Here is a 13300-nt window from a genome sequence, read left to right as displayed (position 1 = left end):
AGCGTCAGTCCTCCTCAAGCACCTCAAGCAGGGAAATCGCCCCGTCGTGGGTGATGCCGAGCGCCGTGTAGCGCGCGACGGCCTCGCGGCAGGCGCGCAGGGCGTCGTCGTGGAGCTCCAGCCAGTCGAGCGCGACCGCCTCGTCGTAGGCCAGCTCGGCGAGGTCCTGGGGCGACTCCCCGGCCGCCGCCTCGACGACGGGGCGGGCCCGCGCGTAGGCGGCGCGGATCTCCTGCTCGTCGTCGGCGGCGTAGTAGACGGACTTGGCGTAGCCGAGCATGGCCCGCGCCTGCCCGGCCAGGTCGCCCGCCTGCCCGTACAGGCCCGCGGCCCGCTCGAACAGCGCCGCCGCCTCGGCGTCCTCGCCGTCGCCGCGCAGCTTGCCCGCCCGCGCGAGCAGCCTTGCGGGGTCGCGCTCCCCGGCCGCGGGCGCGAGGGTCAGCCGGTCCACGTACGGCCCGGCCGCCAGCGCCTCCTCCAGGTCGCGGACGTGCTCGCCGGTGCCGTTGCGGGCGTCGAAGGCCGCCGCGATCCCCCGCGCGCCCGCCTCCATCTCGGCACGTAACCCGGCGGCGGGCACGTCGGCGTCGCCGCGCCGCAGCGTCGTGCCGCCGTGTCCCAGCTCCTCCAGGCGGCGCAGCAGCACGGCCGCCCCGGTCATGAATGCGCGGGCGGCGCTGGGCGAGGGCGGGCGTTCCAGCAGGTGCAGCTCGCTCTGCAGAATCTCGAGCCCGCGGGCCTCGTTGCCGGTCAGCGCCAGGAACCGCAGGTGCGTGCCCATGTCGTCGAGGTCGGACAACCTCCCCCGCACGATCCGGTACGCCCGCCGGTGCGCCGAGGCGGCCTCCTCCAGCCGCCCGGTGCGCACGTACGGCAGCAACAGGGCCTCCAGGATGCTCTGCGGCTGGGAGCCGCACGTCATGGCGCCGGACAGGACCGGCCCGGCCGCCGTGATGGCCTCCTCGTCCCGGCCCGTCCAGGACAGGTAGGAGATCACCCCGCGCACGTCGCAGGCCGCGCAGTCGGACAGCTCGTCGCGCGGCGCGGTGCGCCACCGGTGGAACCACTCCTCCGCCCCGGCCCGGTCGCCGAGGTGCTGGGCGACGTGGCAGCGCCTGGCGTACACGGCCTGCAGGCCCTGTCCCGCCTCGCGGTAGCGCCGCTCCATGTCGTCCAGGCCGTCGAGGGCGCGCCGCAGCGGGATCTCGGGGAAGCGGCGCAGGCTGCCGACGATCCACTTGTACTGCCACAAAAGCCGCCAGAGGCGCCGCCCGCCGAACAGCGAGGGGTCGCGGTCGTGGTCGGCCAGGTTGCGCGAGAAGACCGCGAACGACTTGGCCGGCTCGCCGCCGAGCTGGTAGGCGGCGGTCAGCTCGAAGCGGGTCGTCACGATCACCACGGGGTCGCGGCCCGCCTCCGCCGCACGCAGCGCGCGCTCGGTCACGACGGTCCTGGCCTCGCCGTACGGCATGCCGTTCGCCTCACCGAGCAGGCTCTCCACGTCCATGCGGCACACCATAGGTCACCGGCCCCGGCGGGCCGCCCACATTATTTGGGAGTCCAGGAGGCCGCGAGGTGTCAGCTCAGAAACGCGCCGAGCTCCTCGCGCAGCGTCATCGGGTCGCGGAAGTGCAGGCCGGTCAGGCCCGCCCGCGCGGCGCCGGCCACGTTGAGCTGCCGGTCGTCGATGAAGACGATCTCCTGGGGCGGCACGTCCAGCTCGCGGGCCATCAGCTCGAAGATCTCCCGGTCCGGTTTCACCAGCCCGAGCCGGCCGCTGTAGAAGCGGCGGCCGATCCCGGCGATCCACGGCAGCCGGTCCAGGCCGTCGGCCATGGAGATGGGGGCGTTGGACAGCAGCGCGACGTCGCGGCCCCGGTCGAGGAGTTCGCGCAGGAGGGCCACCGTACCGTCCTGGGGGTGTGTCCAGCTCACCACGTCGAGCGCGACCAGCCGCGCGGCCTCCTCGCCGTCCACCTCGCGATCCAGCACCTTCGACCAGTACTGATGGTCGCTCAGCGCGCCCCGGTCGAACTCCAGCCGGTGCGCCCAGTAGCCGCGCTCGAACGCCGCGGGTTCCGCGCCCGCGGCGCGCACCATGGCCTCGACGTCGGCCGCGGGCTGCGGCAGGGACAGGACTTCGCCGTAGTCGAAAACTATCCAGGTCATGCCAGATAGGGTCGCAGGTGCGGATTGAGGGCGCCGCAGCCGAGGTACTTGCCCGCGGTGTGGAAGTCGATCCAGTCGAGGTTGACCAGTTGTTCCTCGTCGACGCCGGCGAAACTCTCGCGCAGCTCGGGAGGGATGGCGGCGATGTCGTCCTTGTCGGCGATGTTCACCCAGCGGCCGACACCGCGCGGGCGCTCGCCCCGGCCGTCGATCGGGGCGGGCAGCAGCTTCTCGAAGATCACGTTGCGCATCCCGAGCGGGCTGCCGAGCGTGATGAGCAGGTCCACCTCGATGTCCGGGTTTGCCCACAGCGTCTCGTAGGTGACGACGCTGCCGAGCGAGTGGGCGACCACCACCCTGGGCCGGTGGCGGCGCAGGGTCGCGGCCACGACCCCGCGGACCTTCTCGCGCCGCCCCGGGTCGGCGAGGTAGGTGGCCACCTCGGGGCAGAACAGCTTGGCGAAGGCCGCCGCCCGCCCGTCGAGCCGCTCCAGGAGCCAGCCGGCGAACGTCTTGAGCGCCCCGGTGAGATGCTCGCCGACGCCCAGTTCCTTGGCCCAGGCGGCCAGGACCATCTGCTCGCGGGCTCGCATCTGCTCGGCCTCGCGGGCCCCCTGCGGGCGCGGGTCGTTGAGCAGGTGCGCGAAGTAGGCGACCTCCGTGAAGTACGCGCGCGCCTCGCCCCCGAGCGAGGCGTGGAGGTAGTTGTCCCACTTGACGCGCATCGCGGCGGCCGCGCGGGCGACGTCGTTGCCGGCCTCCAGGTAGTACTTGTACTTGCCGATCCCGTGCACGCCGACGATCGCCGTCACAGCGCCTCCCCACTCGGCCCCGTTGATGTCGGCAAGATCGTGGCATATCCGGCTTGCAGTTGGATTAACCACCTTTAGGGTTGCCTAAAGGTTTAGGTAGAGCTAAAGTGGAGTCAGTCGGCAGAGAGTGAGCCCGAGATGGCCAGCAGACGCGAGGACACGTCGCCGCTCGCCCAGGAGGTCGTGGACGAGATCACCTGGTACATGCGCGAACACAAGATCACTCGCGCCGACCTGGCCGCCTCCATGGGCGTGTCCGCGGGCCGCGTCAGCCAGATCCTGTCCGGCGACGAGAACCTCACCCTGCGCACGCTCGGCTCCGTCGTCACGGCCCTCGGCGCCAGCCTCGACTTCACCCTGTCCGACGCCGAAGACCGCCACACGTAGCCACCCGCCGCGGAGCCCGCCCCAGCCGCCCGCCGCTGCGATCACCCCGACCGCAGGCGCCCGCCGCGGGGGGTCATCCCGGCCTTAAGCGCCCGCCGCGGGGGTCGTCCCGGCCTTAAGCGCCCGCCGCGGGGATCGCTCCGAGCAGTGTGCGCAGCGGCCCGTTGGCGCGCAGGACGTGCAGGAACCCGGACATCCCTCCCGCCACGACCGTGGCCGGGTCGTCGCCCAGGAGCACCGCCCTGCTCACCGCCACGTCGTCGTCGAAGCGGGCCAGCTCGCGCGCGTCGTAGCGGTCGAAGACCGTGACGCACTGGTCCTCCGCCGCCGTGACGAGCAGGCGGCCACGCACGTGCAGCCCGGTGACCGGCCCCGAGAAGGGGCCGAACGCGCGGCGCGGCAGGCCCGTACGCAACTGCCAGCTCCTGACCATGCGGTCGGCCCCGCTGGTGAACAGCCACTCCCCGCTGACGCGCAGGTCGAGCACGGCCCCCTCGTGCGCGGGGAACCCCCACACCGGCGCGCCGCCCCTGGTCCAGAGGTGGATCTGCCCCTCGGCGGTGCCCGCCACGACCATGTCGCGGGTCAGGTCGACGGCGGTGACCCACTCGCCCACCACGAGCTCGGCCGTGTCGGACGACAGGTCGGCCACGCAGACCCAGTTGCCGGTGGACGGCGCGGCGCCGAGGGAGTTGGCCGGGGTGTAGTAGGGCCGCACGACCACGGCGCAGGAGTCGCCGCACAGCCGCGCGCGTACCACGGCCTGGTGGGCCTCCAGGATCGCCGCGCGGGCCGACGCGCCGCCGCGCACGGGTGCGACCGCCGCCGGGTCCGTCCACCGCCGCCGGTCCCTGACGACGAACTCGCTGTGCTTCGGGTGGTCGAAGGTGCTGTAGACGAGCCACCGGTCGTTGGCGGCCAGGGCGCGCACCGCCCGGCCGGCCTCGACGCTGTCGCGCAGGGTGGCCGAGCGCCAGTCCCACTCCTCGACCGCGCCCGACAGCGTCCCGGCGAACACCGACTCGCCCTGCGCGACGAGCGCCGTGATCGCGGGCCGGTGGAAACGATCGTCGGCGGGCGGCGCCTGCGGGCGGCGCCGGTCCCAGATCCTGATCGTGCCGTCGTGGGAGGTGGTGAGCAGCGCCTCGCCCGCCGGGTGGATGCTGGTCACCAGGTCGGAGTGGCCTTCGAGACAGCCGACGGGCGGCTGGTCGAGCCGGTCGTAGACCTCCACGACGTCGCCGCCGACGAGCGTGCGGGCCCCGTCGCGGGCGACCGCCGCCACGACCCCCGCATAGCCCCAGACGTCACAGGCCGCGTCCGCCGACCGCGCCCGCCCACCCTGCCGCGCCGCCTCCGCCCCCCGCCGGAACAGCAGACCGGGTACGTCGGGGACCTCCACCCACCGCGCCGCCAGGCACAGCGCCTCCCCCACCACGAACGGGATCGCCCGGACGCCGACCTGCCCGTTCGTGCCGCCGAGCCACTCCCCTGCCCGCAGGTCGTAGACGTAGGTGTACCGCGCGGACGCGGCATGGTGCAGCAGGTACGGCGGAGCCAGAAAGACCTCGTCCGGCCGGCTCCCGCAGGAGTCGGTGTCGGCGTCGAGCGTCCGGCGCGTGTGCCTGATCCAGTCGAAGAGCTCGATCCGGTTGTCCGATCTGCCGGTCGTGAGGGCGGCGAGCGTGCCGCACACGTGCGTGACGTACCCCTCCTCCACGCCCGGCACGTCCCCGCCCAGGTCGCGGACGTGCTCGCCGGTGCGCCAGTTCCAGATCTGCAGGGGCGCGGCCGGCCGCTGGTCGGGCAGCGAGCCGTGCGCGCCGCCGACGGCCACCAGCTCGCCCTGGACGGACATCGACCACGGCTGTCCCACCCCGCAGGAAAGGAGGGCGACGCGCTCGTGGCGGCGCCAGTCCCAGACCCCGATCGTGCCGTCGTTCTGCCCGGTCAGCAGGTGGGCGCCGTCCTCGGTGAGCGCCGCGGACAGGATCGGCGAGCCCACGTGCACCCTGGTGTGCACGCCGCGGTCGGCCGGCAGGAGATGAACCCGCTGGGGCAGCAGCGACGGCGCGCTCTCGTAGTCGCGGGCCTGCTCCAGCAGCCGCTCGACCATCGGCAGGCCGGGTGGCACGCCGGCCAGCCGGCCCACGAGCTGGGCGGCGAGCTGCGCGGGGTCCGACAGCGCGGGCCCGGCCATGCGCAGCGCGGCGGTGATGAACTCGCCGTCGCGCTCCGGGCAGTGCTCGGCGTAGTCGGCGATGAGGCCGGCGGCCGGTGTCGCCTGGAGCCTGCGGTACAACCAGTCGAAGTCGGACAGCAGCCGCCTGATGTCCTCGGCCCTGCCGAGCTGGCCCAGGTGGTGGATGAGGTAGGTCCAGGCGTAGGCGTCGGGCGGGCGGCGCGGGTCGCCCCACGACTCCAGGAGCCGCCGGTGCAGGAGCGCCAGCTCGTCCCCGGCCCTGCGCACGAGCAGCCGCTGGACCACGTCGTGCAGCCGCAGCAGGCGGCGCTCGACGTCGTAGCGGGTGAACAGCGCCAGCCGGTACATCTCCTCCACGGCGTCCTCGGCGGCCAGCGCGTCGTAACCCGCCGTCGCCCGCCACAGCCGCCAGATCGTGCCGAACGGGATCTCCGCGCCCGCCGGGAAGACGGCCAGCTCGGCGAAGCGGTCCCGGTGCTCGGACCGCAGCAGCGCCACGCTCGCGTCCAGCGACGAGGAGATGGCCGCGTTGCGGTCCTCCTCGCCCGGCCGGTCGAGGTAACCGACGTCGAGCGCGAGGCGGCGCTCCACGTGCGCCACGGCGTCGGCGAGCTTGCGGCCCGCGGTCACCAGCGAGCGCAGTTCCGCGCCGACGAGCTCCAGCATGAGCGGCCACTCCCCCAGCCGCCTGGCCAGGCCCGCCAGCAGGGCCGCGGCGGCGGCGTCGGGCGGCTCGGGCTGCCACCTCATGAGGAGTTCTGCGGCCTGCCGCGAGGTCAGTTCCCCGACCGGCACCGGGCGGCCCGCCGCCCTGCCCAGGACCGCGTCCAGCCGCGTGGTGACCAGGCAGGCCGTACTGGTGAACAGGAAGTACGGCAGCAGCCCGGCCGACCAGACGTCGTCGAGCACGAGCAGCACGGCGCGGCCGGCGAGCAGGGACCGCAGTTGCGCCGAGGCGGCGCCGAGGTCGTTGGCCGCGTGGGTGTGCGGGGCGAGCAGCCGGATCTGGTCGTGTAACAGCGCGACCGCGCCCTCGCGCGTGGTGTTCTGGCCGAAGCGCAGCCAAAGGACGCCGTCGCGGAACGCCTCGCGCACGCGGGGGTCGTGGCAGGCGGCCGCCGCCAGCGTGGACTTGCCGAAACCGCCGCCGCCGTGCACGACCACGACGGCCCCGCCGAGCAGGCGGCGCACGACGCCGTCGAGCTCCGCGGGCCGTGGCACGAAGTGGCGCGGCAGGCCGGGCGCGGTGAAGGGCGGCGGCGGGTCCGGCGGCCTCGGCACGACCAGGAACGTGTTGACCTGCTGGTTGCCGTCGCCGATCTGGACGCCTTGGGCGGCGTGCGCGTCCACCCGGTCCCGGCGCGTGCTCATGGCTTCTGCGGGGCGTGGAACACGTTGGCCTGCTGGTTGTGGTCACCCACCTGCACGCCCTGGGAGCCGCGCGCGTCGACCGCGTACGCCCGCGCGCCGTCCTCGCCCGCCAGCTCCAGCAGCGCCCGCGCCGCCGCGACCAGTTCGCCGTCGCCCTCGGCTCCGGCGGCGGCCAGCTCGGCCAGCAGGGGTGCGCGCCAGGTGTCCGGGGCCCGTTCGTGGCGGTCGAGTGCGAGCTCGCCGTCGGGCCGCTCGCCGAGCCGCCGCCTGGCCAGCCCCTTCAGCGCCTCGTACGCGTCCTTGACCGCCACGGACGCGGTGTCCTTCAGTCCCAGCGCCGCGCCGGCGGCCAGCGCTGTCACGACCAAGGTGACCGGATCCATCCCGCCTCCTCTGGTAGATGCGGCCATCGTGTCACCTCACGCTCACGCGCGGCAGTCGTTCCCGCTACGGATGAGGGCGCACGGGCTCGGCGGCGGCAAGACGCGAGGGCGGGGTGTAGCGGGGTAGTGAACGGTAACCGGCGCGATAGGCCGACGACAGCAGGCGCAGCAGCTCGCTCTCGGCGTCGTGGCGCAGGATGCCGCGCAGGCGGGACAGGTCGTTGAGGTAGCGGTCGTAGCGGGCCAGGCGGGTGTGGCGGGAGCCGCCCAGGGCGGTGACGACCTTGGATCGCGGGGCGCCGTCCTCGATCAGCGCGGCCACGTCGAGTTTTCTGTCGATGGCGTCCAGGCGGGCGTGGATGCGTTCGCGGCGCCGTTCGTCGGGGGTGAGGCGTTCGCCGATGCGCTCGTGGTAGCGGTTGGCGGCCATGCTCAGCTCATAGGTGCTCCACTCGTCGTCGATCCTGCGCTCGCACCAGACGCGCTGGTCCTCGGCCATCGCCTGGTCGAGCCTGGCCAGCAACGACACCAGCCAGAACGTGGCCGCCTCCTTGGCCAGGGATCGGCGTCCCTCCTCGTGGGCGCGTACCTGGCTGAGCCATAACCCGCTGGGGGCGACCGCGCCGAGCAGCGTGGCGAGGTTGTCGTCGAGCATCGCGCCGAACAGGAGCGCGACGCCCGCCGAGACGAGCCCGGTCAGCAGCACGATCGAGACCGCCAGCCAGCGGCCCTCGGGTCCGAAGGGGCGGCCCTTTCCCTGGCAGCGCAGCAGCAGGAACGCCGTCGCGGAGACCACGGCCAGCACCACCGTCAGGCCAATGCGCACGGCCGGGTCGTCCATGGAATCCGCCTCTCCCGCAGAGCGTTCCCCTCATAGTCACACGCGCGCGCTGATCGGCACATCCGGAAAATCCGTTGCCGGTGGGAGATAGCGGGCAGATACCGTATGACGGCACCCACCGAAGGAGATCCCGATGCCCGCCCCGCTGGTCGTCAACGACTCGGTCGTCATCCCCGACGCCGAGCTCGTCTGGCGTTTCTCCCGTTCGTCGGGACCGGGCGGCCAGGGCGTGAACACCACCGACAGCCGCGTGGAGCTCGTCTTCGACCTTGCCGCCACGACCGCGCTGCCGCCCGCGCTGAAGGAGCGCGCGCTGGCCCGGCTGGGCGCTGCCATGATCACCATCGCGGCCTCCGAGCACCGCTCGCAACTGCGCAACCGCGAGGCTGCCTGCCAGCGTCTGGCGCAGCGGCTGCGCGAGGCGATCGCGCCGCCGCCCAAGCGCCGCCGCCCGACCAAGCCCACCCGGGGCTCGGTCGAGCGCCGCCTGGCCACCAAGAAGGCCCGCTCCGACGTGAAGCGCCTGCGCCGCGACGTGTAGACCCTGCCTGCGCCGCGAGGTGCGGGCCCGGCGTGGTCGAGGGTCAGGCGGGGACGTCCACCCGGATGGTGCGGATCTCCGCCTTCAGGATGCGGGCGGCCTCCCCGGGGTCGTAGGTGGGGGCGGTGCACAGGAACAGGGTGTGCCCGTCGGGCCCGCCGAGCGCGCAGGCGAAGACGCCGTCGTCGCCGGTGCTGATCTCCTGGGTGATCTCGCCGCCCTCCCGCACCCGGATCGCCCGGTTGCCGCCCGCGTCCGCCACCCACACCGCGCCCTCGGCGTCCAGCGCGATGCCGTCGGGGTTGGCCGTGCCCAGTTCCGCCCACACGCGGCGGTTCACCAGGGCGCCGTCGGGGGCGAGGTCGAAGGCGGTCAGCCGGTTGGCGTAGGACTCGGCGACGATGAGCGTGCGCCCGTCGGGGGTGAGGGCGGGGCCGTTGGGGAAGGCCATGCCGTCGGCCGCCTCGTGGACGCCGCCGTCCGGGTCGGCCCGGTAAAGCTTCGCCGGCGCCCCGCTGAAGTCGCACGTCCCCAGGTAGGCACGGCCCGCCGCGTCGGTGACCAGGTCGTTCACCGGCAGTTCGGTCAGCGCGGACAGGTCGGCGTGCACGCTCGTCCGCCCGTCGGCGACCCGCAGCAGCTTGCGGTCCATCATCGAGACGACCAGCAGGCTTCCGTCGGGCAGCCGGCCCAGCCCGGACGGCGAGCCGGGGACCTCGGCCACCACCTCGGCGGCGCCGTCCATGCCGACCGCCAGCACGTGGCGCCGCCAGAAGTCCGACACCCACAGCCGCCCGTCGTGCCAGCGCGGGCACTCGAAGAACGCGCCGCCGCCGATGAGAGTCTCCATGGCTTACTCCTTGATGTGAGGTGTCTTCTCATCAGGGACGTAGAAGCCGGGGCGACGTTCTCGACATGACCGGCAAAACTTTCCGGAACTATTTCAGGAAGGCGTGTCCTCGCGCCGCCGGAAGATCAGCACCAGCACCCTCAGCACCAGGATCGCGGCGATGACCAGCAGGTTGTACCCGAGCAGGTCGAACAGGGTCAGGTTCAGGGCCGCGACCGAGACCGGCCCGCCCTCGGTGCCGAGCAGGAAGACGGCCATGATCCCCGCCGTCGCCCCCAGCACGGTCAGCAGGATCTGGTGCAGCAGGCCGGTGAGGTAGCGCCGGTCCCGCTCGTCGGCGAAGAGCCGGACGTTGACCGAGAAGCGCCCGTGCTCGGCCGCGCTGGCGATGCGCTCGATCCGGCGCGGCAGCCGCCGCACCATGGGCAGCAGGGCCGTGACCTCCTGGGTCACGGCCTCCTTCAGGGTCGTGCCGGACAACTGCTCGGCCAGGTAACGACCGGCGAACGCGCGGGCCTCGGTGATGAGGTTGAAGCCGGGCGCCAGCCGTACCAGCGTGCCCTCAAGCGTGGCCAGCGCGCGGAAGACGGCGGCGACCTCGGGCGGGATCGACAGCCCGTACTCCGAGACGATCCTGAACAGGTCGGTGAACATGGCGGCGCTGTCCATGCCGGGCCCGAGGTGGCGGGCCATGAACTGGCCGAGCGCGCGCTCCAAGCCCGCCTCGTCGACGTCCTCGGGGCGCGGCACCACCTCCAGCAGCGCGTCGGTCACGCCGAGCGGGTCCTGGCGGTTGAGCGCCAGCAGGAAGCGTTGCAGGGCGGCGCGGACCGAGGCGTCCAGGCGGCCGACCGAGCCGAAGTCGAGCAGGCCGAGGCTGCCGTCCTCCAGGACCATGATGTTGCCGGGGTGCGGGTCGGCGTGGAAGACGCCCTCCAGCAGGATCTGGCGCAGCAGCGTGTCGAGCAGGTCGCGGGCCAGCCGCGCGCTCTCCCCCGGTACGCCCGCCAGCGGCCGGCCGTTCAGCCGCTGCATGACCAGCACCCGGTCGGTGCACATCCGGGTGAACGGCGCCGGGTAGGTGACCTGCTCGCTCGGGGTGGCGGCGACGGCGGCCATGTTGGCCGCCTCGATGCGGAAGTCGAGCTCCTCGCGGATCGCGACCGCGAAGCCCTCGGCCAGGTCGCGCACGCCGAGCGAGCGGCCCCACTTCGTGCGCGTCTCCAGGGTGGCGGCCAGCCTGCGGACGATGTCGAGGTCCTTGGCCACGACGGCGCCGATCCCCGGGCGCTGGACCTTGACCACGACCTCCTCGCCGGTGTGCAGGCGGGCGGTGTACGCCTGGGCGATGGAGGCGGCGGCCAGCGGGACCCGGTCGAAGGCGGCGAACACCTCGTCGACGGGCCCGCCGAGCTCGGCGGCGAGCACGGGCTCGACGCGCTCCCACGGCAGCGGCGCCACCTGGTCCTGGAGCCGCCCGAGCTCCTCGACGAACTCGGGCGGCAGCAGGTCGCGCCTGGTCGAGAGCACCTGGCCGAGCTTGACAAAGGTGACGCCGCCGTCGTCGAGCGCCTCGCGCAGCGAGCGGGCCAGCCGTACCTTGCCTGAACGGTCGTCCAGGCGCTCGCCCCGGCCGCGCAGGTAGGGGCCGAGGCCGTGCCTGATCGCGATGCGGGTGATCTGGGAGTAGCGGCGGCCGCGGGAGATCCGGCCGCGCAGGCCCTTGATCACCTCGATGGGGCCGGGGATGGAGCCGGGCGGCACCAGCGCCTCGGCCATCACCAGGATGACCATCGGGATGAGCACGGCCAGCATGCCGAGCATGACCATGACCCAGACGGCGCCGAAGCCCGGGTCCTGCCCGACGCCCTGGAAGCCGGCGAGGATCGGCGCGAAGATCGGCCCCGACAGCGCGAAGCCGATCACCGCGGCCAGGAACACGCGTACCCCGCCGAAGTGGACGCCCAGCAGTCGTTGCGCCAGCCTGGCCACGATCAACACCATGATCAGGACAGTGAACGAGAAGAAAGACACGGTCTGGACGTCCATGCCGGAGATCATCCCATGCCGGCGGCCCTGGCCCTGCGCTCCTCCCGGCGGGCGACGAAGCGCGCCGCCGTCACCTCGGTCTTCTCCAGGAACTGCACCAGTTCCTCACGGGCCTTCTCGCCGTCGGCGTCCAGGCCGGTCTGGTCGAAGACCGACCACTGGCGCAGCACCGGCATGAGCACGTCGTCCAGGTGCAGGCGCAGGTCGTAGATGCCCTCGTTGGCGATGATCATCGCCTTGCGGGCGAAGCCCTGGATGCCCGAGCCGGGCATCTGGAACGTGGTGACCACGTCGGTGACGGCCCGCATGGTCTGGTTGGGGTCCAGCTCGAAGGCGGCCTTGAGCAGGTTGCGGTAGAAGAGCATGTGCAGGTTCTCGTCGGCGGCGATCCTGGCCAGCAGCCGTTCGCAGCCCTCGTCACCGGTGGCCCTGCCGGTGTTGCGGTGGGAGATGCGGGTGGCCAGCTCCTGGAAGGAGACGTAGGCCAACTGCTGGAGCATGGTGCCGTACTCGGTCTGGAAGCCCTGCTCCATGTGGATCATCCTGGCCCGCTCCAGCGCCACCGGGTCGACGGCGCGGGTGACGGTCAGGTAGTCGCGGATCGCGGTGCCGTGCTTGTCCTCCTCGGCGGTCCAGCGGTGCACCCACGTGCCCCACGCGCCGTCGCGGCCGAACGTGGTGGCGATCTCGTGGTGGTAGCTGGGGAGGTTGTCCTCGGTGAGGAGGTTCACGATCAGCGACACGCGCGCCGACTCGGGGATCTTGGAATCGCCCTCCTGCCACGCCTCGCCCTCGTAGATGCCGTCGAAGTCGCGGCCCTGACTCCAGGGAACGTACTCGTGCGGGAACCACTCTTTGGCCACCTTCAGATGGCGGTCGAGCTCGCCCGCGACCACGGGCTCCAGCGCGTGCAGCAGTTCCGTCTGAGTCATCGCCATAAAGATCGTCTCCTTGAAGTTACGGCACCGTAGGTTAGGCTACCCGATGGGCAAAACCGCCTTTTGTGTGCGAAACCCACAAGGATCAGGTCGAGCGGTCCTCCATTTCCCACAGATGGTCGAGCACGTGCCACGTGATCCTGCGTACGGCGTAGCGGGGTGTCCACTTGTGGTCCCAGGGTCCCTGCCACGGCCGGCCGAGCACGGCGGCGAGTTCGTCGCGCAGCGCGTCACGGTCGGCGGCCGACTTGTAGGGCGGGTGGCGCACGCCGACCTGGCGGGCGTAGCTGCGCTCGGCCTCGGTGACGTGGCCGGCCATCTTCGTGCGGTCCCGGCCCCCGCCGCGCGGGCCCTTGCGCAGTTCCTCGGGCGAGATCTCCACCGTCTCGTCGAACAGTCGCCAGGCCGCGCGCATGAGCGCGACGTCGCGGGCGGCCGTGTCGGCGCCGACCGGGGCGTGGTCGGCCTCCGGCTCCTTCTCCGGCGCCCCGAAGTCGGTGGTGGCGCCGCCCTTCAGCCGCTCGGCCACCTCCACGTCGCCGGGCCCGTCCGGCCCGCCGGGCTCGAAGGCCAGGTCCGCTCGGGCGGCCACGACGGCGTAGCGGGGCGCGTACCGCAGGAGGTTCTCGATCGCCTGCTCCTCCGACCGGCCGCTACGGCACCAGCCGGGCCAGTCGAACGAGCAGGCGAAGACCTTCTTCAGGCCGCTTTCCAGGTAGATGCGGGTCATGACGTCCAGCCTCGCAGCCATACCTG

General features: G+C 72.8%; 12 protein-coding genes. 2 read left to right on the top strand and 10 right to left on the bottom strand.

All coding sequences use genetic code 11. The features are described 5' to 3' along the window. Positions 1 to 4: 4 nt before the first annotated feature. From ACIBEJ_RS01505 to ACIBEJ_RS01495, 3 genes are all read right to left on the bottom strand, one after another. A complete protein-coding gene (locus ACIBEJ_RS01505; RefSeq protein WP_397180603.1) occupies positions 5 to 1507 on the bottom strand; it encodes a hypothetical protein in 1503 nt (500 codons plus the stop codon). A 71-nt stretch (positions 1508 to 1578) separates the two neighbouring features. Then, the gene (locus tag ACIBEJ_RS01500) at positions 1579 to 2169 is read right to left on the bottom strand and encodes an HAD family hydrolase (RefSeq protein WP_397180602.1); all 591 of its coding nucleotides are present in this window, start codon (positions 2167 to 2169) and stop codon (positions 1579 to 1581) included. Continuing rightward, positions 2166 to 2981 (bottom strand): hypothetical protein, encoded by an 816-nt coding sequence (locus ACIBEJ_RS01495; RefSeq protein WP_397180601.1) that lies wholly within the window; start codon positions 2979 to 2981, stop codon positions 2166 to 2168. Before ACIBEJ_RS01495 ends, ACIBEJ_RS01500 begins: the two co-directional genes overlap by 4 nt. A gap of 138 nt (positions 2982 to 3119) precedes the next feature. Between ACIBEJ_RS01495 and ACIBEJ_RS01490 the strand changes: the two genes are divergently transcribed. Continuing rightward, a complete protein-coding gene (locus tag ACIBEJ_RS01490) occupies positions 3120 to 3368 on the top strand; it encodes a helix-turn-helix domain-containing protein (RefSeq protein WP_397180600.1) in 249 nt (82 codons plus the stop codon). Positions 3369 to 3483: 115 nt separating this feature from the next. On the opposite strand, the gene ACIBEJ_RS01485 is transcribed toward ACIBEJ_RS01490, so the two are convergent. The 3 genes from ACIBEJ_RS01485 to ACIBEJ_RS01475 all read right to left on the bottom strand — a co-directional run bounded on the left by ACIBEJ_RS01485 (position 3484) and on the right by ACIBEJ_RS01475 (position 8166). Further along, positions 3484 to 6942, bottom strand: a complete 3459-nt coding sequence (locus ACIBEJ_RS01485) for an NB-ARC domain-containing protein (RefSeq protein WP_397180599.1) — start codon at positions 6940 to 6942, stop codon at positions 3484 to 3486. Beyond that, positions 6939 to 7325, bottom strand: a complete 387-nt coding sequence (locus ACIBEJ_RS01480; protein ID WP_397180598.1) for a hypothetical protein — start codon at positions 7323 to 7325, stop codon at positions 6939 to 6941. Before ACIBEJ_RS01480 ends, ACIBEJ_RS01485 begins: the two co-directional genes overlap by 4 nt. A gap of 64 nt (positions 7326 to 7389) precedes the next feature. Then, positions 7390 to 8166: a hypothetical protein gene (locus ACIBEJ_RS01475; protein ID WP_397180597.1), complete on the bottom strand. Its 777-nt coding sequence runs from the start codon at positions 8164 to 8166 to the stop codon at positions 7390 to 7392. A 133-nt stretch (positions 8167 to 8299) separates the two neighbouring features. Between ACIBEJ_RS01475 and arfB the strand changes: the two genes are divergently transcribed. After that, complete coding sequence (gene arfB, locus ACIBEJ_RS01470; protein ID WP_397180596.1) at positions 8300 to 8707, top strand: alternative ribosome rescue aminoacyl-tRNA hydrolase ArfB; 408 nt, start codon at positions 8300 to 8302, stop codon at positions 8705 to 8707. 43 nt (positions 8708 to 8750) lie between these two features. On the opposite strand, the gene ACIBEJ_RS01465 is transcribed toward arfB, so the two are convergent. The 4 genes from ACIBEJ_RS01465 to ACIBEJ_RS01450 all read right to left on the bottom strand — a co-directional run bounded on the left by ACIBEJ_RS01465 (position 8751) and on the right by ACIBEJ_RS01450 (position 13295). Further along, on the bottom strand, positions 8751 to 9557 hold the full coding sequence (locus ACIBEJ_RS01465) for an SMP-30/gluconolactonase/LRE family protein (RefSeq protein ID WP_397180595.1): 807 nt from the start codon (positions 9555 to 9557) through the stop codon (positions 8751 to 8753). 93 nt (positions 9558 to 9650) lie between these two features. Continuing rightward, on the bottom strand, positions 9651 to 11606 hold the full coding sequence (locus ACIBEJ_RS01460) for an ABC1 kinase family protein (RefSeq protein ID WP_397180594.1): 1956 nt from the start codon (positions 11604 to 11606) through the stop codon (positions 9651 to 9653). Between the two features lie 8 nt (positions 11607 to 11614). After that, positions 11615 to 12544, bottom strand: coding sequence for an acyl-ACP desaturase (locus tag ACIBEJ_RS01455; protein WP_397180593.1), 930 nt, complete (start codon positions 12542 to 12544; stop codon positions 11615 to 11617). 85 nt (positions 12545 to 12629) lie between these two features. Continuing rightward, entirely contained in the window at positions 12630 to 13295 is a 666-nt protein-coding gene (locus ACIBEJ_RS01450; protein WP_397180592.1) for a hypothetical protein, read from the bottom strand. Between the last annotated feature and the right edge of the window lie 5 nt (positions 13296 to 13300).

It is taken from the genome of Nonomuraea sp. NPDC050790 (assembly GCF_044456745.1).
Taxonomy (GTDB): domain Bacteria; phylum Actinomycetota; class Actinomycetes; order Streptosporangiales; family Streptosporangiaceae; genus Nonomuraea.
Note: the sequence above shows the minus strand (reverse complement) of the source record. Positions and strands in the feature narration are given on the sequence as shown.

What these genes read in the sequence shown, in the direction of transcription:
- ACIBEJ_RS01505 (WP_397180603.1), bottom strand. Translation starts at nt 1,507, where the DNA reads ATGGACGTGGAGAGCCTGCTCGGTGAGGCGAACGGCATGCCGTACGGC.
- ACIBEJ_RS01500 (WP_397180602.1), bottom strand. Translation starts at nt 2,169, where the DNA reads ATGACCTGGATAGTTTTCGACTACGGCGAAGTCCTGTCCCTGCCGCAG.
- ACIBEJ_RS01490 (WP_397180600.1), top strand. Translation starts at nt 3,120, where the DNA reads ATGGCCAGCAGACGCGAGGACACGTCGCCGCTCGCCCAGGAGGTCGTG.
- ACIBEJ_RS01485 (WP_397180599.1), bottom strand. Translation starts at nt 6,942, where the DNA reads ATGAGCACGCGCCGGGACCGGGTGGACGCGCACGCCGCCCAAGGCGTC.
- ACIBEJ_RS01480 (WP_397180598.1), bottom strand. Translation starts at nt 7,325, where the DNA reads ATGGATCCGGTCACCTTGGTCGTGACAGCGCTGGCCGCCGGCGCGGCG.
- ACIBEJ_RS01475 (WP_397180597.1), bottom strand. Translation starts at nt 8,166, where the DNA reads ATGGACGACCCGGCCGTGCGCATTGGCCTGACGGTGGTGCTGGCCGTG.
- arfB (WP_397180596.1), top strand. Translation starts at nt 8,300, where the DNA reads ATGCCCGCCCCGCTGGTCGTCAACGACTCGGTCGTCATCCCCGACGCC.
- ACIBEJ_RS01465 (WP_397180595.1), bottom strand. Translation starts at nt 9,557, where the DNA reads ATGGAGACTCTCATCGGCGGCGGCGCGTTCTTCGAGTGCCCGCGCTGG.
- ACIBEJ_RS01460 (WP_397180594.1), bottom strand. Translation starts at nt 11,606, where the DNA reads ATGGACGTCCAGACCGTGTCTTTCTTCTCGTTCACTGTCCTGATCATG.
- ACIBEJ_RS01455 (WP_397180593.1), bottom strand. Translation starts at nt 12,544, where the DNA reads ATGGCGATGACTCAGACGGAACTGCTGCACGCGCTGGAGCCCGTGGTC.
- ACIBEJ_RS01450 (WP_397180592.1), bottom strand. Translation starts at nt 13,295, where the DNA reads ATGGCTGCGAGGCTGGACGTCATGACCCGCATCTACCTGGAAAGCGGC.